Origin of the sequence: Amycolatopsis anabasis, from assembly GCF_009765355.1 — a bacterium.
GTDB lineage: Bacteria > Actinomycetota > Actinomycetes > Mycobacteriales > Pseudonocardiaceae > Amycolatopsis > Amycolatopsis anabasis.
Genome location: NZ_VTHK01000008.1, coordinates 125,276 through 144,547, shown reverse-complemented (window position 1 = coordinate 144,547; position 19,272 = coordinate 125,276). Strand labels below are relative to the sequence as shown.

19 protein-coding genes are annotated in these 19,272 nt (G+C 71.0%); 9 read left to right on the top strand and 10 right to left on the bottom strand.

The annotated features are described in order from the left end of the window. Positions 1–588 carry a TetR/AcrR family transcriptional regulator gene (locus tag FXO23_RS13225; protein WP_179956757.1) on the top strand — a complete coding sequence of 196 codons (588 nt, stop codon included), beginning with the start codon at positions 1–3 and terminating at the stop codon, positions 586–588. On the opposite strand, the gene FXO23_RS13220 is transcribed toward FXO23_RS13225, so the two are convergent. After that, on the bottom strand, positions 578–1,528 hold the full coding sequence (locus tag FXO23_RS13220) for a sugar-binding transcriptional regulator (protein WP_218951975.1): 951 nt from the start codon (positions 1,526–1,528) through the stop codon (positions 578–580). The two genes, FXO23_RS13225 and FXO23_RS13220, sit on opposite strands and share 11 nt — an antisense overlap. 158 nt (positions 1,529–1,686) lie before the next feature. Between FXO23_RS13220 and FXO23_RS13215 the strand changes: the two genes are divergently transcribed. From FXO23_RS13215 to FXO23_RS13205, 3 genes are read left to right on the top strand one after another with little or no spacing between them, the layout of a single operon-like run. Continuing rightward, a complete protein-coding gene (locus FXO23_RS13215; RefSeq protein WP_158884480.1) occupies positions 1,687–3,396 on the top strand; it encodes a glycerol-3-phosphate dehydrogenase/oxidase in 1,710 nt (569 codons plus the stop codon). Between the two features lie 48 nt (positions 3,397–3,444). Next, the gene (locus tag FXO23_RS13210) at positions 3,445–4,776 is read left to right on the top strand and encodes a class I SAM-dependent methyltransferase (protein ID WP_158884478.1); all 1,332 of its coding nucleotides are present in this window, start codon (positions 3,445–3,447) and stop codon (positions 4,774–4,776) included. Between the two features lie 17 nt (positions 4,777–4,793). Continuing rightward, positions 4,794–5,531 carry an iron-dependent transcriptional repressor DtxR gene (locus tag FXO23_RS13205; protein ID WP_158884476.1) on the top strand — a complete coding sequence of 246 codons (738 nt, stop codon included), beginning with the start codon at positions 4,794–4,796 and terminating at the stop codon, positions 5,529–5,531. Between the two features lie 23 nt (positions 5,532–5,554). Here the strand turns inward: FXO23_RS13205 and FXO23_RS13200 are convergent, their stop codons facing one another. Further along, a complete protein-coding gene (locus FXO23_RS13200) occupies positions 5,555–5,857 on the bottom strand; it encodes a hypothetical protein (RefSeq protein ID WP_158884475.1) in 303 nt (100 codons plus the stop codon). A 98-nt stretch (positions 5,858–5,955) separates the two neighbouring features. Beyond that, the gene (locus tag FXO23_RS13195; RefSeq protein ID WP_158884473.1) at positions 5,956–6,780 is read right to left on the bottom strand and encodes a PhzF family phenazine biosynthesis protein; all 825 of its coding nucleotides are present in this window, start codon (positions 6,778–6,780) and stop codon (positions 5,956–5,958) included. A gap of 95 nt (positions 6,781–6,875) precedes the next feature. On the opposite strand from FXO23_RS13195, the gene FXO23_RS13190 reads away from it, so the two are divergent. Then, complete coding sequence (locus FXO23_RS13190; RefSeq protein WP_158884471.1) at positions 6,876–7,358, top strand: SixA phosphatase family protein; 483 nt, start codon at positions 6,876–6,878, stop codon at positions 7,356–7,358. 165 nt (positions 7,359–7,523) lie between these two features. After that, positions 7,524–7,982 carry a hypothetical protein gene (locus FXO23_RS13185; protein WP_158884469.1) on the top strand — a complete coding sequence of 153 codons (459 nt, stop codon included), beginning with the start codon at positions 7,524–7,526 and terminating at the stop codon, positions 7,980–7,982. Here FXO23_RS13185 and FXO23_RS13180 read toward each other — a convergent pair. From FXO23_RS13180 to FXO23_RS13160, 5 genes are all read right to left on the bottom strand, one after another. Then, positions 7,973–9,379 (bottom strand): alkaline phosphatase family protein, encoded by a 1,407-nt coding sequence (locus FXO23_RS13180; RefSeq protein ID WP_158884467.1) that lies wholly within the window; start codon positions 9,377–9,379, stop codon positions 7,973–7,975. The two genes, FXO23_RS13185 and FXO23_RS13180, sit on opposite strands and share 10 nt — an antisense overlap. Then, positions 9,376–10,512: an NHL repeat-containing protein gene (locus FXO23_RS13175; protein WP_246257188.1), complete on the bottom strand. Its 1,137-nt coding sequence runs from the start codon at positions 10,510–10,512 to the stop codon at positions 9,376–9,378. The genes FXO23_RS13180 and FXO23_RS13175 overlap by 4 nt, the downstream gene beginning before the upstream one ends. A 269-nt stretch (positions 10,513–10,781) precedes the next feature. Further along, positions 10,782–13,541 (bottom strand): TIM-barrel domain-containing protein, encoded by a 2,760-nt coding sequence (locus tag FXO23_RS13170; RefSeq protein ID WP_158884465.1) that lies wholly within the window; start codon positions 13,539–13,541, stop codon positions 10,782–10,784. 94 nt (positions 13,542–13,635) lie between these two features. Continuing rightward, the gene (locus tag FXO23_RS13165; protein WP_158884463.1) at positions 13,636–14,547 is read right to left on the bottom strand and encodes a nitrilase-related carbon-nitrogen hydrolase; all 912 of its coding nucleotides are present in this window, start codon (positions 14,545–14,547) and stop codon (positions 13,636–13,638) included. 11 nt (positions 14,548–14,558) lie between these two features. Beyond that, a complete protein-coding gene (locus FXO23_RS13160) occupies positions 14,559–15,371 on the bottom strand; it encodes an AraC family transcriptional regulator (RefSeq protein WP_246257186.1) in 813 nt (270 codons plus the stop codon). A gap of 77 nt (positions 15,372–15,448) precedes the next feature. On the opposite strand from FXO23_RS13160, the gene FXO23_RS13155 reads away from it, so the two are divergent. Continuing rightward, on the top strand, positions 15,449–15,859 hold the full coding sequence (locus FXO23_RS13155) for a DUF2000 domain-containing protein (RefSeq protein ID WP_158884459.1): 411 nt from the start codon (positions 15,449–15,451) through the stop codon (positions 15,857–15,859). A gap of 268 nt (positions 15,860–16,127) precedes the next feature. Here the strand turns inward: FXO23_RS13155 and FXO23_RS13150 are convergent, their stop codons facing one another. Continuing rightward, complete coding sequence (locus FXO23_RS13150; protein WP_158884457.1) at positions 16,128–16,781, bottom strand: RNA polymerase sigma factor; 654 nt, start codon at positions 16,779–16,781, stop codon at positions 16,128–16,130. 164 nt (positions 16,782–16,945) lie between these two features. On the opposite strand from FXO23_RS13150, the gene FXO23_RS13145 reads away from it, so the two are divergent. Further along, positions 16,946–17,362 carry an SSI family serine proteinase inhibitor gene (locus tag FXO23_RS13145; protein ID WP_158884455.1) on the top strand — a complete coding sequence of 139 codons (417 nt, stop codon included), beginning with the start codon at positions 16,946–16,948 and terminating at the stop codon, positions 17,360–17,362. A 294-nt stretch (positions 17,363–17,656) separates the two neighbouring features. Here the strand turns inward: FXO23_RS13145 and FXO23_RS13140 are convergent, their stop codons facing one another. Then, complete coding sequence (locus FXO23_RS13140) at positions 17,657–18,223, bottom strand: GNAT family N-acetyltransferase (RefSeq protein ID WP_158884453.1); 567 nt, start codon at positions 18,221–18,223, stop codon at positions 17,657–17,659. A 112-nt stretch (positions 18,224–18,335) separates the two neighbouring features. On the opposite strand from FXO23_RS13140, the gene FXO23_RS13135 reads away from it, so the two are divergent. Next, the gene (locus tag FXO23_RS13135) at positions 18,336–19,244 is read left to right on the top strand and encodes a dihydrodipicolinate synthase family protein (RefSeq protein ID WP_246257182.1); all 909 of its coding nucleotides are present in this window, start codon (positions 18,336–18,338) and stop codon (positions 19,242–19,244) included. Positions 19,245–19,272 lie beyond the last annotated feature (28 nt).

Below are 19,272 nucleotides of genomic sequence, written 5' to 3'. Positions count from 1 at the left end.
ATGGCCGCCGACGCGCGTCAGCGCATGATCATCAGTGCCGCGGTGCTGTTCCGCGAACGCGGTATCGAAGCGACCGCGTTCGCCGACATCGTGGCGCACAGCGGCGCCCCGCGCGGTTCGATCTACCACCACTTCCCCGGCGGCAAGGCGCAGCTCGTCGAGGAGGCCACCCGGTACGCCGGGGACTTCATCGCCGCCCAGCTGGCCACCGCGCTCGACCGGGACGATCCGGTCGCCGCGCTGCGCGTCTTCTTCGACCAGTGGCGGGATGTGCTGCGGGACAGCGACTTCGCCAGCGGCTGCCCGGTCGCGGCGGCCACGCTCGCGGCCGCCGAGTTCCCGGCCGGGCGCGACGCCGCCGGGGAGGGCTTCCGGCGCTGGGAGACCCTGATCGCCGAACGGCTCGGCGACCACGGGCTGCCGAAAGCACGCGCCCGCTCGTTCGGCACGCTCGCGCTCGCCGCGATCGAGGGCGCGGTCGTGCTGGCCCGCGCGCAGCGGGATCTCGCCCCGCTGACCCGGGTCCGCAAGGAACTGGAAGCCGCCGCCCGCGCGGCCCTCGAGGAGGCGAAAACCGCTACCCGGTGAGGAGTTTGGCGGCGGTCCCGTCGTCGACCACCAGATCGCTGAGCAGCCCGCCGCGCAACGCGGCGCGCAGCCCGGGCAGCTTGTGCTCCCCGGCCACCACGCAGATCCGGGACCGCACCCGCCGCAGCACGGACAGATCCGGCCCGCTCGCCCGCTCGTTGAGTTCGATGCCGTCGTGCGAACCGTCCGCGCGGAAGAACACCGTCGCGATGTCCCCGGCCACGCCCTCCTCGCGCAGCGCCCGCAGCGCGGCGGCGTCGAGGTAACCCGCGCGGTAGACGTGACTCGGCACGTCCCCGGCGTCCGCGCCGATGCCGAACAGCGCGACGTCCGCGCCGTGCTGCAGATCGAGGATCCGGCGCACCGAACGCTCCCGCCACAGCGCGCGTTTGGTGTCGGCGTAATCGAAGAACGCGGGCACCGGGAACTGCTCGACGTGCGCGCCGTAGTTCCGGCCGAACCGGGACAGGATCTCGCTGGCGTAGCCGAGCCCGGTCGCGCGCGTGTTCCCCGCCCCGTTGAGCTGGACGATCCGCGCGTGGTGCGTGGCCTTGGGCACCAGGTGCCGGGAGACCGCCTCGATCGTGGTGCCCCACGCGATCGCGAGCACCATGTCCGAACCGAACAACCCGTTCAGCACGCGCGCGGCGACCATCGCGGTCCGGTCCAGCCGGTCCAGTTCGCTCGCGGTGTCCGGCACCGGCACCACGTGCGCGGTCACCCCGAACTCCGCGTGGATCCGCTGTTCGAGGTTCGGCACGTGCTCGTCGGGCAGGTGCAGCCGGAACTCGATCAGCCCGGACGACCGCGCGAAGCTGATCAGCCGGGACACCGTCGACCGGGACGTGCCCATCTCCCGCGCGATGGCCTCCATGGTCATGTCCTGGAAGTAGTGCATCCGCACCGCGCGGACGGCGTCGTCCAGCCTGGTTTCGTCCACGATCAACCAGCCTAGGTGCACGATCGTGCAGCGCCACCGCACGCGGTCCCGCGCCGACCGCCGCAACGGCCTGCACGTTCGTGCAGCACCCTTGACCACTCGCTCACGGCGCCGGAATGTCGAGGTAGGAAGCACTACGCGAGAAGCTGGGAGTGATCATGAAACCGGCCGCACTGTCCCCGCGGGCCCGCACCGAAGCGCTGCGGGAGATGTCCGAAGGCCGCCCGCTCGACGTGCTCGTCATCGGCGGCGGCGTGGTCGGCGCCGGAACCGCGCTGGACGCCGCGACCCGCGGCCTCCGGGTCGGCGTCGTCGAGGCCCGCGACTGGGCGAGCGGCACCTCGAGCCGTTCCAGCAAGCTCATCCACGGCGGCCTGCGCTACCTGGAGATGTTCGACTTCCGGCTGGTCGCCGAGGCCCTGCGCGAACGCGGCCTGCTGCTGCAGCGGCTCGCGCCGCACCTGATGCGCCCGGTGCCGTTCCTCTACCCGCTCACCCACCGCGCCTGGGAACGGCCGTACGTCGCCGCCGGGCTGACCCTCTACGACACCATGGGCCTGACCCGCGGCAACTCGCGCGGCCTGCCGCACCACCGCCACCTGTCCCGCACCAAGGCGCTCGCCGAGTTCCCCGCGCTGCGCCCGGACGCCCTGGTCGGCGGCGTGCAGTACTGGGACGTCCAGGTCGACGACGCCCGGCACACCATGACCCTCGTCCGCACCGCGGCGAGCTACGGCGCGCTGGCCGCCAACCGCGCGCGGGCGGTCGCGCTCCTCCGCGACGGCGAGCGGGTCACCGGCGCCCGGGTCGAGGACACCGAAACCGGCCGCGTGGCCGACGTCCACGCCCGCGTGGTGATCAACGCGACCGGGGTGTGGTCCGACGACGTGGACGCCCTCGCGGGCGCGCACAGCGAGGTCGGGGTCCGCGCCTCGAAGGGCGTGCACCTGGTGGTGCCGCGCGATCGGATCGAGGGCGAGACCGGGCTGATCCTGCGCACCGAGAAGAGCGTGCTGTTCGTCATCCCGCGGGATCGCCACTGGCTGATCGGCACCACCGACACCGACTGGGAGCTGAACAAGGCGCATCCCGCCGCGACCGCCGGGGACATCGACTACCTCCTCGAGCACGTCAACAAGGTGCTGCGCACGCCGATCGGCCGGGACGACATCGTCGGCGTGTACGCGGGCCTGCGCCCGCTGATCGCCGGGAAGTCGGCGGAGACCGCGAAGCTCTCCCGCGAGCACAGCGTCACGCATCCGCTGCCCGGGCTGGTCGCGGTGGCGGGCGGCAAGTACACCACCTACCGCGTGATGGCCGAGGACACCGTGGACGAGGCCGCCAAGGACCTCGGGGACGTCCCCGCGGCGGTGACCGACCGGGTGCCGCTGGCCGGGGCCGAGGGCTACCCCGCGTTGCTGCGCCGGGTCCCCGCGCTCGCCGCCGATCTGGGCGTCGGCGCGGAGACCGTCGAACGCCTGCTCGGCCGGTACGGTGACCTGCTGCCCGAACTCCTCGCCCTGATCGACGAAGACCCGGCGCTGGCCGAACCGCTGCCCGGCGCGCCCGGCTACCTGCGCGCCGAGATCGCCTACGCCGCGACGCACGAGGGCGCCCAGCACCTCGACGACGTGCTGACCCGGCGCACCCGGATCTCGATCGAGGAACGCGACCGGGGCGTCACCGCGGCCGAACCCGCCGCCCGCCTCGCCGCGCCCGCCCTCGGCTGGGACGAGGACCGGATCCGCGAAGAGGTCGCCGCCTACACCGCGCGGGTCGAGGCCGAGCTGCGCTCGCAGGAACAGCCGGACGACACCGGCGCCGACGCCGCCCGGCTCGCCGCGGCGGACCTCGTTCCGGTGCCTTAAGCGGAAAGAGTCCCGCGCCAGGGCCGTATCCAGGTACTTTCGGGCCACATGGAGATCAAGGAAGTCCCGGTGACCCTGGCGCGGAGGTTGAACACCGCCTACTTCGAGGGCCGCCTCTCGCCCGCCGCGGAGGCGGCCCTCGCCGGGCTGGAGACCGCCGGGGCGGACGCGCGGGAGCTGGCCGACCGGATGTTCCGGCTGATGCGGCTGGCCCGGTTCGAAGCGACCGACCTGTCCCCGTTCACGGCGTGGCTGCTCGGCTTCAGCGTGCCGCGGACGGTGCCCAGCGCTTGGCGCGGGGCGGTCCCGCCGGTCACCATGGCGGGGCGGCACCGGAAGATCGACGACTACCTCGCCACGAATCCGTGGCACCGCCCGGACACCGACCCGGTCTTCGTCGACCTCGGGTGTGGTTTCCCGCCGTTCACCACGATCGAGACCGCGCACCGGTTCCCCGGCTGGCGGGTCATCGGGGTGGACCCCGCGTTCGGCCGCTACCTGGTCCACGACGCGGCCGGGAACTACGCCCTCTTCGATTCCGAGGACCGCCTGCGGTATTACCAGGCGGGCAACTACGACCCCGCCCCCGAGGCCAGCCATGCCCGGTTCCACGACCTGCTGCGGCGGCTGCTGCCGCTGCTCACCGAATCCGGGGAAGCGGTCGCGGAGTTCGGGCGGCTGACCCGCGATCCCCTGCGCCAGTACGAGAAGGGCAACCTCGGCCTGCGACCGGGCGAGATCGGAGCATTCGAGCTGGACGGCGGCGCGGACGTCATCCGGTGCCTGAACGTGCTGATGTACTTCGACCAGGACTTCCGGGAACGCGCCCTCCGCTGGGCCGCGCGCCTGCTGCGTCCCGGCGGGCTGTTCCTCTGCGGCAGCAACTGGATCGACTCGGCCAGCTCCCGGTACACCGTCTACCAGAAGGAATCCGGCGAGCTGGTGGCCCGCGAATTCGCGTTCAGCATCGAGAACGTGCGCCCGATCGAACTCGCGCCCTGGTACGCGCTGCACGACGACAACCTGGAGAACCTGCGCAACGCGCACGCGGTCGGCACCCTGCGCGCCGACGCGGACTTCCGGCGGCGGTTCGACGCCCGGCTCGACGCGTTGCTCGCCGAACTCGGGGTCTGCCCGCGGGGCGCCGACGGCTACCTCGGCGACTCCGCCGAAGGCCGGGCGCCCGACGAACTCGCGCGGTGCAGCGCGCTGCTGGCCGAACGGCTGGACTCCGAAGGGTTCGTGGACGACGCGGTCGCCGTGCTGCGCCGGGCGGGCTTCGAGGCCTGGCGCAACGGCGCGGGACACGTGGCGATGCGGCCGGTGCCGCCGCCCGCACTGGGACCTTCCCTCGTGCCGCTTGACCTCAACCGGACTTGAGCCGCCATTCTCGTAATGTGCACGGGCTCATCGACACCACGGAGATGTACCTGAAAGCCGTCTTCGAACTGGAAGAGGACGGTGTCGTTCCACTGCGCGCGCGGATCGCCGAACGACTGAACCACAGCGCCCCCACGGTGAGCCAGACCGTGTCGCGGCTGGAACGGGACGGGCTGCTCGCGGTCCACGGCGACCGCCACCTGGAGTTCACCCCGCGGGGCCGCCGGTACGCGGTGCAGGTCATGCGCAAGCACCGGCTCGCCGAGGTGCTGCTGTACCAGGTGATCGGGCTGAGCTGGGCGCAGATCCACGTCGAGGCGTGCCGCTGGGAGCACGTCATGTCCGAGGACGTGGAGCGCCGCATCGCGATCGTCTGCGATCGGCCGCGGTACTGCCCGCACGGGAACCCGATCCCCGGGCTGGACGAACTGGGCGTGCCGGGCCGGATGCCGGTGCCGTCGGAACGGTCCAGCTCCGCGGCCGCCGCCGCGGGCGGGATCGACGTGGTGGTGACCAGGATCAGTGAACGGGTGCAGGACGACGTCGGCTTCATGGCGGAACTGCACGAAGCCGGGATCGGTCGCGGTTCGCGGGTGCGGTTGAGCCCGAACCGGAACGGCACGATGAACGTCCAGGCGGGTGAGCGGCACCTGCTGCTCGATCGGCACCAGGCGGATTCGTTGTTCGTCGGTGCCCGGATTCCCGCTCCCGCCTGGCCCGAGGGCGAACCGGCGCAGCTGACCCCCAGCGGCTGATGCCGGTTCGCCCTCCTCTCGCCTCAACCGCGGCCGACGGGCTCGCAGTGCAGCCGCGCGCTCAGCCGGTGGTAGGCGGCGAGCAGTTCGGAACGCGTCTCGTTGTATTCGCCGGCGGCGGCGTGTCCCATGGCCGCGCCGATGGCGGCGAGGATCTCCGGCTCGGTCACGTCCGGCCGGATCTCCGCCTGCGCGGCGGTTTCGCGCAGGGCGGCCAGCATTTCGGGGATTTCGGGCCGTCCCTCGCCGACGGTGAGCACCGGGATGAGGACCCGGAGCTGGCTGCGCAGCCGGACCAGTTCCGGCGCGGGTATGTCGTCGTTCACCGGTGCTCCCGGAGACTCGGCATGCGTGGATCGCACGGTCTCCAAGGCGACGAACGAATCCCGGGCCCGTGACGGCGATCACGGGGCCCGGGTTTTTCTCACTCGTTCGCGTGCAAGGTCCCGTCGAGGACGGTGACCGCGCGCCCGGTGAGGTGCACGCGATCACCGCGCACGGCGGTGCGGACGAGCCCGGTCCGCGCGGACGCCTGCAGCCCGGTGAGCTCGTCGCGGCCGAGCCGCCGCGACCAGTACGGGGCGAGCGCGGTGTGGGCGCTGCCGGTGACCGGGTCTTCGGGAATCCCGTCGGCGGGCGAGAAGTACCGGGAGACGAAATCGTAACCTTCGGTTCCCGCGGCGGGTGCGGTGACGATGACCCCGCGGGCGACTTCGGGCGGGGTCAGCGCGGCCACCGCGGTCAGGTCCGGTTTCAGCCCGCGCACGGCCGCTTCGTCGGGCAGGACGAGGAGCAGATCGCCGAGCGCGCCGGTGCGGTAGGTGGCCTCCGGGGCGGCGCCGAGCGCCTCGGCGAGCCCGTCCGGGATCGGGGCCTCGACGGGCGGAGCCGCGGGGAAGTCCAGCACGATGGTGCCGTCGTCGTGGGTGTGGGTGGTGAGGATCCCGCTGCTGCGGCTGGCGAACCGGACGGTCGCGACGGTACCGCGGTCGGCGTGCAGCGCGTGCGCGGTGGCCAGGGTCGCGTGCCCGCAGAGGTTGACCTCCAGGACCGGGGTGAACCACCGGATCGCGCGGTCGGCGCCCTCGGCGCGCGGGAGGGAGAACGCGGTCTCGGACAGGTTCATCTCGGCCGCGACCCGCTGCATCCAGCCCTCGTCGGGCCAGGTGTCGGTGTCCAGCAGGCAGACGGCGGCGGGGTTTCCGGCGAACGGGCGATCGGCGAAGGCGTCGATGATCCGGATGCGCATGGCGCGAGGCTACGGCGGCGGGCGGGCGCGGATCCATGGCCACTTCGTGAGTACTGGACTTGTCAGGCCCGGCGGATTCGGGGAAGGGTGTGCGGATGACCGAACGCAGGCTCGTGCTCCTCCGCCACGCGAAGTCGGCGTGGCCGGACGGGGTGCCCGACTTCGAACGACCGCTGAACGACCGGGGCCGCCGCGACGCCCCGGCGGCCGGGCGGTGGCTGCGCGAGAACCTGCCCGGGCTCGATCTCGTGCTGTGTTCCACCGCGGTGCGGGCCCGCCAGACCTGGGACCTGGTCGCCGGGGAACTCGGCCACGCGCCCGAGGTGCGCCACGACGACCGCCTGTACGCCGCGGCCACGACGACCCTGCTGACCGTCGCCCGCGAGTTGCCCGGATCCGCCCGCACCGTCCTGATCATCGCGCACAACCCGGGCCTGGAGGACCTGGTCAGCGTCCTGACCAACACCGACGGCCAGCTGAAGACCAGCTCGATCGCGGTCCTCACCGGCTCCGGCGACTGGTCCGCCACCGCCCCCGGCCGGGCCACCCTCACCGCCTTCACCACCCCCCGCGGCTGACCAGTCCGTTCCGGTAGGCGAGTTGCACGTTCAGGCACGCGAGTTCAACGTTCGGGTAAGCGAGTTCGACGTTCGGACACGCGAAACTCACGTTCACGACCACGTCGTAACCCTGGCCGGGTCCGAACCGACTAGCAGGTCATGGCTTGGGAATGGATCGCACCGGTGGCCACCGCGACCGCTGGATGCGCGGGCGTCTACTTCACCTGGCTCAGCGGCGCGCAGGGCAGGCGTCACGCCGAACAGCTGGCCGACCGCGCCGAGTCCGCGGCCGAACGAACCCGGGTGCGGGAGCAGCGCCGGGATGCCTACCTGGCCGTGCTTCGCCTGCGCTACCTGCGGCGCAAACAGCTCAAGTATCGGAGCCAGAACCGGCAGGAGGACCTGCGCAACCTCGAGCGGTCATATCCACCGGGCGATCACTTCCGGATGACCATGGAAGCCCGCATCGGCCTCTCCCTGTTCGGCAGCCCGGAAGCGGCAGAGCTGTTCGAGGAATGGGCGGAGATCCGCTATCCCGCCGAGAAAGCACGAGAAGCCGAGTTGTACCAGGCATTCCTGACCCAGGTCCGAAGAGAACTTGGAAACGACCTCATCCTCTCGATCCCGGACGATCAGCCCTGACCGGGCATGGTCTGGCTGCCTTCCGGGACGACCGGGTCCGGGTTGTCGCGGGCCTGCTTCTGCGCGGCGACGAGGTGCCGCACGGTCGCCGCGTACCGCAGGCGCTCGTTCTCGCTCGGGAACCGGGCGGGCGGTTTGGTGAACCGGAACGCCGAGGTGAGGTCGCCGACCGTCTTCCGCCGCCATTCGCTGATGTGCGGTTCGCGCACCCCGAACCGCGCCTCCAGGAACCGGATCAGCGACGAGTGGTCGAACCGCTCCGAGCACACGTACCCGCCCGCGGTCCACGGCGAGACGATCACCGTCGGCACCCGGAACCCGAGCCCGATCGGGGTGCCGTCCACGAACTCGTCGGCCGTGCCCGCCGCGGGGATCGGCGGGAACACGTGGTCGAAGAAGCCGTCGTTCTCGTCGTAGGTCAGGATGAACACGGTTTTCTTCCACACGTCCGGATTCGCCGCGATGGCGTCCACTTTGGACGCTATGTACTGGGCGCCGGCGGCGGGCATCCAGTCCGGGTGCTCGGTCTGCGCGGACGGGGCGACCAGCCAGGAAACCGCGGGCAGTTTGTCGTGCAGCGCGTCGTATTCGAACCAGCCCGCGGATTTGCGCACCATGGCGTTGCGGTGCAGCGGCGAACTCTTCGGCGCCTCGGCGAACTGCCGGAACCAGGCCAGCGAGTTGTCGTCGTAGTTGTCCTCTTCCTGGTAGATCCGCCAGGAGATGCCGCGTTCGGTGAGCCGCTCGGGATAGGTGGTCCACTTCAGCCGCGGGTTGGCCGAGGACATCGAGTTCCGGATGGCCGGTTCGCCGTACTGGCCGTGCGGGTCGATCCAGCCGCTCCACATGTACAGCCGGTTCGGGTTGGTCGGCCCGATCACCGAGCAGTGGTAGTTGTCGCAGACGGTGAACGCCTCGCCGAGCGCGTAGTGGAACGGGATGTCGTCCCGGGTGAAGTAGCCCATGGTGCGGCGGCCCTTGGCGCGGATCCAGTTGTCCATCGCGCCGCGGTTCCACGCCGCGTGCTGGTCGTCCCAGTCGTGCGGCAGCGCGGACAGGATCTGCGCGTTCGTCTTCGAGGTGTCCAGCCGGAAGGGCAGCAGATAGCCGTCGGAGTGCGCGGAATCGGGCTGGTAGAAGGCGGGCCGCCCGTCCGGCAGTTTGCCGACCGTGGGATCGGCGAACCCGCGCACCCCGGGCATGGTGCCGAAGTAGTGGTCGAAGCTGCGGTTCTCCTGCATGAGGATCACCACGTGCTCGATGTCGGTCAGCTTCGACGCGGGCCGGGCCGGGGTGTCGGCGAGCGCCTTGCGCAGGTTCGGCGGCAGCACCACCGAACCGAGCGCGGCCGCGCCCGCGGCCCCGAGCACGCGGCGGCGGGTCAGCTTCGGGGTCACCTGTTCCCTCCAAAGTGGACGATCCGGTCGTTTCCGGTGTCGGCGACGAACACCCCGCCGCGGCCGTCGCAGGCGACCCCGATCGGGGACCGCAGCTGGCCCGGGCCCTCGGTGCCGAATTCATTCAGGAACGGCCCGCTGGTGCGGAACTGGGCGACCCAGCCGTAGTCCGGCACGGTGACGAACACCCGGCCCCCGGGATCGACCGCGGCGTGCGCGGGGTTGGAGAGCCCGCCGAACCGGCTGCTCTGCCCGTACCCGACGGTGAACAGTTCCGCGCCCGCGGGCGAGTACCGGACGATCCCGTTCTTCCCGCTGTCCCGGATTCCATTTTGGACAACCCAGAGATCGCCGGACGGGTCCACGGTGATGCCCTGCGGCCCGCTCATCTTCGCGGTGATGGTCCCCGCGGGCTTCCCGGTGCGCTGATCGAACCGGACGACCCGCTCGTGCGCGGTGTCGGTCGCCAGCACCTGCCCGGCGCGGTCCACCGCGACCCCGCGCGGATTGTCCAGCTCGCCCGCGCCGAACTCCCGGACGAACCCGCCCCACCAGGCGAATTCGGCGATCCGGTTGTTCCCGGTGTCGGCCACGAACGCGTTGCCCGCGTCGTCCACCGCCACCGCCTGCGGCGCGTTCAGCGCACCGGCGCCGAGGATCCGCAGGAACCGGCCGTTCGCGGCGAACACCTGGACGCGGTGGTTGCCGGTGTCGGCGACCCAGAGCCGCCCGCGCCGGTCGACGGCGATCCCGGCGGGCCGGTCGAACTGGCCGGGCAGCGAACCGGTGCGCCCGAACGCGCCGGCGAACGGCGGCGGCGCGGGCTGTTCGGACGCGCGCACGGTGAACCGGACGGGATCGGCGAGCGCGGTGTAGCCGTCGTTGTGCAGCAGGCAGGCGACGTACTCGCCGGGGCGCAGCGCGCCGGTGGTCATCGCGAGCTTCCCGGCGGCCTCCGGCGCGTACTCCCAGGTCGCGTACTGGCCGACCTTGCGGCCGTCGACCGGTTCGCTGCCCGCGGGGAACAGGCCGATCCAGTTCTTGGCGGTGACCTTCCCCGCGTCCACGGCGTAGGTGAAGGTGATCCGCTCGCCCTGTTCCAGCGAGGTCGAATCGGCACGCAAACTACTCACCAGGCGACCCTTTCACGTCAATCGGAACCCGAGGCGAACGATCAACTACCGGCCGGTGTCGTCACGTACCGAAGACCAGCCCCCACCACTCCCTGGGGGCGACCCCACGACCAGCCTACCGGCGCGAACCCCGAAATCCGGGGCGCGGGGAAATCTGTGGACAGCGGAGTCCGGTGTGGACAACCCGGCGCCGGGGACGTTCGGTTCGCGCGCGTTCGCACCGGCCCGGGTATCCTGCCCGCCGGGCGGCGCGCCAGAACGGCCGCGGCTCACGGCGCCCGGCCCGGAGGCGGGGGAATCGTGGCCGTGGCGAACGCGCTGTTCGTGTACCCGAAGCCGCGCGCGGCGTAGGCCGCGTCCGCGCGCAGCGGGTAGCCGCCCGGTCGCACCGCCTCGCCCGGCACCACCAGGAACCGCGTGCGCACCGTCTCCCCGGGCCGCACCACCCGGAAAGCCGCCTCGCCCAGGGGACGGGCGGTGAAGTCCGCGGGCAGCGACAGCGAGAGGCGGACGTCCCGCAGCGGCACCGCGGTGTCGTTGCGGAAACTCGCCTCGGCTTCGGCGCCCTGCCCCGGCCCGTGCCACACCGCCGGGACCGCCAGTTCGGGGCGCGCGAGCGCGTCGCCCACCCGGTCGCCGCCACCGAGCGAACTGGATCCGGCCAGCGTCACCGTCGCGCTCCGCCCGGTCGGCACCGGCGCGGTCTTCACGTACACCACGCCGCCCCGGTCCTCCGCCGCGTAGTACCAGCCGGTCTGCGCCGCGTCGTATTCGGCGCGGGTGCGCAGCCGCGGCAACGTGCCGGTGTCGGTGCGCACCGCGCCGGGTGCGGTGCCGGTGTGCGCGGTCACCTCGTACGGGCGCGAAGCCGGTTTGCCCGCGTAGTCTCCCCGGCTCTCCCCGATGCGTACCGTCACGTCACCCCTGCCTTCCTCGGGCGCGAGCACGTCGAACCGTTGCTCGGCGGACTTCCCCTGCTGGTGGGCGCGGGTGACACCGTCGTCTTCGTACATCGTGAACGAGGACGTGCCCTGCGGGTACACGTCGACGGTCACCCGGTCGCCGGGCCGCTGTTCGGCGTGGTTGTTGATCCCGTCCCGCCACATCGGCACGACCGCCCCGGCCCGCACGAACAGCGGCAGCCGGTCCAGCGGCGCGTGGTAGCCGGGGATCGTGGCCGGGCCCTGGTAGACCTGGCCCGTCCAGTAGTCGGTCCACAGTCCTCGCGGCAGGTAGATCCCGTTCCGCACCTCACCCGCGGAGAACATCGGCGCGACCAGGAACTCTTGTCCGGCAAGGAATTCGTACTTCGTGGTGTCGTCCCACGCCTTCGGGTCCCCGGGGTACTCCAGCGCCACCGAGCGGGCGATCGGCACGCCGGTGCGGTGCGCCTGCGCGGCGTAGCTGTAGAAGAACGGCAGCAGGCGCTCGCGCAGTTTCAGGTACTTCCGGTTGATCGCGGTGTACGGCTCGCCGCGGCTCCACGGCTGCTTGTAGGCCGGTTTCGCCCACCCGCTCATGCTCATGAACGCCGGGGTGAACACCTTCCACTGCAGGTCGCGCACGTAACTCACGTCGCTGCCGCCGAAGATCCCGTCCACGTCGCCGGCGCTGTAGGCGATACCGGAGTTGCCCGAACCGTGGATCGCCGGGATCTGCCATTTGATCGCGTCGAGCGTCCCCGCGTGGTCGCCGGTCCACTGCACCGCGCACCGCTGCGCCCCGGCCCAGCCCTCGACCATCCACGCGAAGCCGCGCGCGTCGCTGTACCGCTCGATGCCCTGGTGCGCGTCCTCGCAACCGGACAACGCGTGCCGGTAGCCCGGGCCGACCCAGGCCACGTCGAGCTTGCGGACCCGGACCCCGGACTTGCCGACCTCGTCGGGCTGCTTGTCCAGCTTCTGCTCGGTCCACAGGCCCAGCTGGATGTTCCGCTCGCGCAGTTCGTCGCCGGTCTTGGTGAGCGCGCCGATGTCGCGGACGCCGACATACGCCTTCTTGTCGGCGTTCCACTCGTAGTCGGTGTTCGCGCTGTAGCCGCAGCCGTAGTCGTCGTTGACCAGCATCCAGCCGCGCGGCATATCGGTGTCGGCGAACTTCCGCGCCACCCGCACCGCGTCCACAGTGGTCTGTTTGTCCGGATGGTTCTTGTAGTCGTTCTTGGGATCCGGGTCGACGCCGTAGTGACCGCGGTTGTAGCAGTCGGAGTCGCCGTACTCCAGGCCGTAGATCGGCGGCAGGAACGGGCGCCCGGTCAGCTCGGTGTACCGGTTGAGCGAGGACTTCAGGTCGCCGACGAAGTAGTAGGCGTCGAACCGCTTCTCCTCGTGCGTGGTGGCCACCGGATCGGTGAAGGAGTAACTGCCCGGGGTGAACGTGTTGCGCAGGACGCCGTAGCCCGCGGTGCTCTGGTAGTAGGGCGAGGCGTTGGGATTGCCGCCGTCTTCCCAGTTGTAGTCGCGCGTGATCTTGATGGTCTGGCCGCGGTGGGAGAACCGACCGTTCTGCATGCCGCCGCCGAGGAACTGCTCGGCCCGCCCGCGGGTCAGCGCCTGGGTCGTCGAACCGTCGGTCCAGGTCAGCGGCTTGGTCTCCGCCCAGATTCGGCCCCCGTCCGCGCGGTACAGGCCGAACCGGAGCTTGTCCTTGTACGCGCGGACCTCGGCGGATCTGGTGCGCAGCGAGTAGTAGGCGCCGTTGTCCGACCACGCGGTGAGCGGGACCGGGTAATCCCGCTTGACCACGATGTTCGCGCCCGGCTGGGCCGGGTCGTTCGGCGGGGTGTTGGCCGGATCGGTGAACGTGCCGTCCGGGGCGAGCCAGAGCCGGAACACGTCGTCGGCCAGGAAGACCACGCGAACCTTCGCCTTCCCCGCGGTCAGCGTGAAGGTCGCCTGCTCGGCCGCGAACCCGGTGACCCGCCCGAGGCTGGTCGACGGCGCCGCGGCCGCCGGTGTGGCGACCAGGGAAAGGAGGACAGCCAGAACAACCCCGAGCGTTCTTGATCGCTTCTGTGCGCATGTGCTCATTACGGCCTCGCTTCACGCACTATCAAACAGGTAGGCCTCATTCAACGCGTGCGTGTGCCGCTTGTCACTCCGCCGATCGTCGGGTCTCCGCGGGTCAGGACACCGGCGGGCGCGGGGTGGTGTCGACCGACAGGTGGAAGACGTCCGGGCGGGCGTAGTGGCCCACGACGTCGAAGTCGTACTTGCCCTCCGTGATCGCGCCGAGGTCGAGGTCCGCGCGCAGCACGGTCTCACCGTCGGTAGCCGGTCCGGCCAGGACCTCGCCGAGCGGGGACACGATCACCGAATTGCCGATCGAGAGCACCTCGTCGGCGGGAACGTCGAGCGGGTAGTCCGCCGGGTAGTCGCCGCGGCGGGCGAACTGGTTCGCCGACAGCACGAAGCACCGGCCCTCGGCGGCGACGTGCCGCATGCTCGCCACCCAGGTGTCCCGCGGATCCGCGGTCGGCGCGCAGTACAGCTGCACGCCCTGGGCATACATGTGCATCCGCATCAGCGGCATGTAGTTCTCCCAGCAGATGACCGTGCCGAGCCGCCCGATCGGGGTCTCGAACACCGGCATGGTGGATCCGTCACCGAAACCCCACACCAGCCGCTCGGCGGCGGTCGGCATCAGCTTGCGGTGCTTGCCGAGCAGCTCGCCGCCGGGGGAGAACGTCAGCGCCGTGCAGTACAGCGTGCCCAGGCCGCGCTCGATCACCCCGATCACCAGGTGCGTGCCGTGCTTGCGCGCGATCGCGCCGAGCCGGTCGGTGGCCGGGCCCGGAACATCCACACTGGACTCCCAGTACCGCCGGTACCAAGCCCGCCCCTCGGGCGTCCGGCCGCCGACGACCGCGCCGAAGGCGATGCCCCGCGGGTAGCAGGAGACGAACGCCTCCGGGAAGAGCACCAGGTCGACGCCGCCTTCCGCGGCCCGCGCGGCGAGCGCCTCGACCTTGTCCAGCGTCGCCGCCAGGTCGAACGCCACCGGCGCCGCCTGCACGACCGCCACCCGAACCACCATGCCGAACCTCCTCACGCGGTGTGCCCGGCGCGGTAGACGCCGGGTGTTACGCCGTAGCACCGGCCGAACCACCGGGTCAGGTGGCTCTGGTCGGCGAACCCCGCCCGGGCCGCGGCCTCGGCGGGGGTGGCGCCCCGCGCGAGCAGCCGCCGCGCCGCGTTGAGCCGCAGCTGCCGCTGGTAGTCGCTGGGCGCGAACCCGTACGCCGCGACGAACGCCCGGTGCAGCGCGTACCGGCTGCATCCGGCGACCTCGGCCAGGTCGGCGGCCCGGACGTCGGTGGCGTAGGCCGCGTGCAGCAGGTCCCGCGCGCGGCGGACCCCGGCGGGCGCGGGATCCGGCAATCGCGGCGGATGCGCCGACCCGCGGCGCACCAGGGCGCGCACGGTCGCCGCGAGCGCCTCGTCCTGGGCCAGCCCGCTCGCCTCGCGCAGGGCGGTGTGCAGGCGGCGCAGGGCGGCGGCGAGCCCGGGATCGGGCAGCACCGGTTCGGCGAACAGCGGCAGGCCCACCGGCCGATCGGCGGCGTCGGCGAGCACGTCGGCGATCAGTTCGGGTCCGATGTGCACGATCCGGTAGGTGAAGCCGTGTTCGGCCGCGGCCTGTCCGTCGTGCGGTTCGTCCGGGTTGAACGCCATCACCATCCCGGCGGCGCTGGTGCGGGCGGCGCCCCGGCAGGTGAACGCCTGCGCCCCGGACTCGGTGACGCCGAACGAGTAGGTCTGGTGGCTGTGCCGGTGGTACACGTGCCGCTCGAAGTGCGCGTGCATGGCTTCCAGCGGCCGGTCCGGCGCACGCCAGTAGTCCGCCCAGTCGCTGATCATGTCCCCCATTGTCCTTGGTTTCCCGTCCCGCACCAGCGTTCAAGACGTGCCCGACCGACCGGGGGCAGGCTGCGGGCATGCAGCCGAAGACGAAGATCGCCGTGGTGGTCCGGGACGATCTGGCCACCTGGCAACGCCTCAACGTCACCGCGTTCGGGGTGAGCGGGATCGCCGCGCGCCACCCGGAGACGCTCGGGGAGGACTACGAGGACGCCTCGGGCGTGCGCTACCTCCCGATGTTCGGGCAGCCGGTGCTCGTCTACACCGGGGACGCGGACGGCCTGCGGGCGGCGCACCGCAAGGCGGTCGACCGGGGGCTCGCGGTCGCGGTCTACCCCGACGAGCTGTTCGCGACGGACAACGACACCGACAACCGGGCCGTGGTGCGCGCGGTGCCGACCGAGAAGCTGACACCGGCCGGAATCGTGCTCTACGGCGGCCGCAACGCCGTCGACAAGGCGGTCAAAGGACTGCGCCTGCACCCGTGAAGTTCGGCACGAATAAAGTCGGCATAAAGAAAACCGTCAAACTCTTACCCGGCAGAAATCTTCGCGGAAATACCCGGGGGGACTAAGGAAACGATCACCGCGGAACGGAAATTCATCGGTGGTACACCGCGCGGAAACTCAGGGCCCGGACGCCATCGAGGGCCACGCGGGTGACGTCCGCGTGGCCCTCGCCTCGGGTGCTACCTCTTGAGTCGAGACCGAAGGGGGGTCCCGGCGCGGCGCCCTGCTACACCGCGCCAGGACCCCTTCAGTCGCCGGGCGCGCGTGCGGCACGTACCCGGCTGGCTACCAGATCGCGAACCCTCAGCCTAGCGCGGCTCGCGATGCACTCCGTCGCCCGTCTCGTGGTTCCGAGCAGACGGGATATTTCTTCGTGGGACATTCCCTGCTCCAGGCGGAGCAGGACAAAGCATTCGCGTTCGCTCAAGCGTCCACACCGGTCCATGATCCACCTCGCCTCGTCCCGATTCGCGGCCATCTCCTCCGGATCGGCCACCTCCGGTGGCAACAGGCGCGGGTGCAAGGCAACCTGCTGGGCGGCCGTCCGGCGGCGGAGGTCGTCGACACACAGGCGCTTGATCACGGTCACCAGGAAGGGAGCGAGCCGGGCGAGGTCGAGCTCGCGGTGCCCGGCGGCCCGGAGAAACGCCTCGTGCACGATATCCTCCGCGTCCACCTCGACACCACACCGGCAAGCCGTTCGGATCAACGCCGGGCGAAGCCGGACACACTCCCTCCAGAATGTCTCGGTCTTCGCCGAGCAAAACGCACGAACATTTGCATCACCCCTGCTGGTCACAATTTTCCCTTCGCCCCGGCAAACGATCTCACGGGATTGCCGCTCGATCCTTTCGGGGCGCGTGTTCGCCAAGCCTTGTCGCTCGAGACGCAACTTTGGCATTCCGTTCTCACGGCTCGTACCGCCGTTCGTGGGAAGCAATCCGAAGGTCTGAACCTCGCAGTGACACTCATCACAGAGAGTGCATATCTGTCAATCCGTATTCACGAGTGGGGCCACCCACAAGGCGCCCCCGTACCACCAATCGTTTCAGCTGAAGGGTGAACATGCTTCACAAGCGATTTCTCGCAGGTGCGCTCGCATTAGCCGCGGCGTTCCTCCTCTGCACCACCGCGACCGCCACGGCCGCGCCCACCCCGACCCAGGACCTGAAATCCACCTGGCTGCTGCTCAGCGTCAACCCAGGTGAGCGCCCCCTCCCTTCCGCCAAGCGGGTGACACTGACCTGTCAGCCGACGGGCGGCTCGCACCCACTGTCCGAATTGGCATGCGCGGAGCTGGCGAAAGTGAACGGGGACATAACTTCGCTCGAAGTCGATCGGCAGCGGCCGTGTTACCTGATCTACGCGCCGCTGTACGTGACAGCGTACGGCTACTGGAAAGGCCAGCCGGTCCAATATCAGGAAAAGTTCCCCAATGACTGTGTGCTGGACGCCATAAAGGGCGCGGTCTTCAAATTCTGATCATTTTGATCGGTTGTGGCGACGGGGGTCAGTCAGTGCCCCCGGCCCGGTGAGTTCTTGACCGAGTGAATGGACACTCCGCGGTGCGATCTCCGCCCCGCGGAGTGTTCCATTAGGCCGGTCGGCGGCGAACCACCCGAGCGGTTCCGCCGCACTTCCCGCGCATCTCGCGGAAAATTGCCACCGGAGCGGGCCCGATGCCCGGTGTTCCACCCATTCGGCGCGCGGCCTCTTCGCCCAGCGGACACCGCGCATCGGCCGCCCACCGAACGAGGGTTTCCAGCGACACCCAGCTCAGGGCTTCTCCTGCCGGGCCCACTCGGCGCGGGTGAGGGCGTACTCGACCTCGCCGTGCTCGCTGCCCTCGATGGGCTCCGCCCAGTCCTCGTGGAACGTGCGGACGAAGCGGAGGCCGCATTTCTCCAGGACCCGCCGGGACCCCCGGTTCACCGCCATGGTCTGGGCGTACACCCGGCGCACGCCGAGCTCGGTGAAGCCCCGGTGGATCAGCGCGCGGCCACCTTCGGTCGCGTACCCCTTGCCCCAGAAGCGTTTCCGCAGCCGGTAGCCGAGTTCCACGTCGCCGGGTTCGTCGCCTTCATGCGGCCGGAACTCGAACCAGCCCAGGAACTCGCCGCTCGCCTCCTCGATCGCCGCCCACCAGCCGAACCCCTCGTACCGCGCGTAGTAGCCGAAGTACAGCGGGAGGATCCGGTTCTCCACCTCCGAGCGCGGGGTCGGCCTGCCGTCGTTGAGGTACCGCATGACCTCGGGGTCGCTGTCCAGTTCGACCAGCTTGTCCACATCGGACTCGGTAAAGCGGCGCAGCGACATCCGCTCGGTGCGCAGGAAGATTCGCATCGATCGATGGTCGCGGGCCGCCGGTGGGCGGTCAACCGAATTGACCGCGATCGCACGGCTCCGAGTATCATATATCAGATCTGACATGCACAAGCGAAGCTCGGGAGGCGCCGTGGCGTTCGACCGCGTCCGGGCCCGGCTGGCCGGTGTGGTGGCCATTCCGGTGACCCCGTTCGACTCCGGCGGGGCGGTGGACCGGGACGCCTACGTCCGCCTGATCGACCGGCTGCTCGGGGCCGGGGTGGAGGTGGTGACGCCGAACGGGAACACCGGCGAGTTCTACGCGCTGACCGAAGCGGAGGCCCGGTGCTGCGTGGAACTCGCGGTGCGGGCGGCCGGGACCGGGGCGAGCGTGCTGGCCGGGGTCGGCCACGACGTGGACACCGCGGTCCGCGCCGCGCGGCACGCCCGCGAACTCGGCGCCGAGATGATCATGGTCCACCAGCCGGCGCACCCGTACATCTCCGCGCGAGGCTGGGTCGACTACCACCGGGCGATCGCCGCGGCGGTGCCCGAACTGGGCGTCGTGCTGTACCTGCGCGACCCGGCGGTCGACGGCGCCCGGCTGGCCGAACTCGGCGCGGCCTGCCCGAACGTCATCGGGGTCAAGTACGCGGTGCCCGATCCGGCGCGGTTCGCCGCGGTCGCCCGGGACGCGGGGCTGTCCCGGTTCGCCTGGATCGCGGGCCTGGCCGAACTGGCCGCCCCCGGCTATTTCGCGGTCGGCGCGACCGGGTTCACCTCCGGCCTGGTGAACGTCGACCCGGCGGCCTCGCTGGCGATGTTCGGCGCGCTCGAGTCCGGGAACTTCGGCGGCGCGATGCGCGTGTGGGAGCGGATCCGCGGGTTCGAGGAGCTGCGGGCCGCGGCGGCGTCGGCGGACAACGTGAGCGTGGTGAAGGAGGCCCTCGCGCAGCTCGGGCTCTGCCTGCCCGCGGTCCGGCCGCCCAGCAGCCGCCTGGACGAACCCGGGCGCGCCCGGGTCGCCGCCCTGCTCCGGGACTGGAATCTGGCAGCCTGACCTGCGAATACGCCCGGCGCTCGAATGT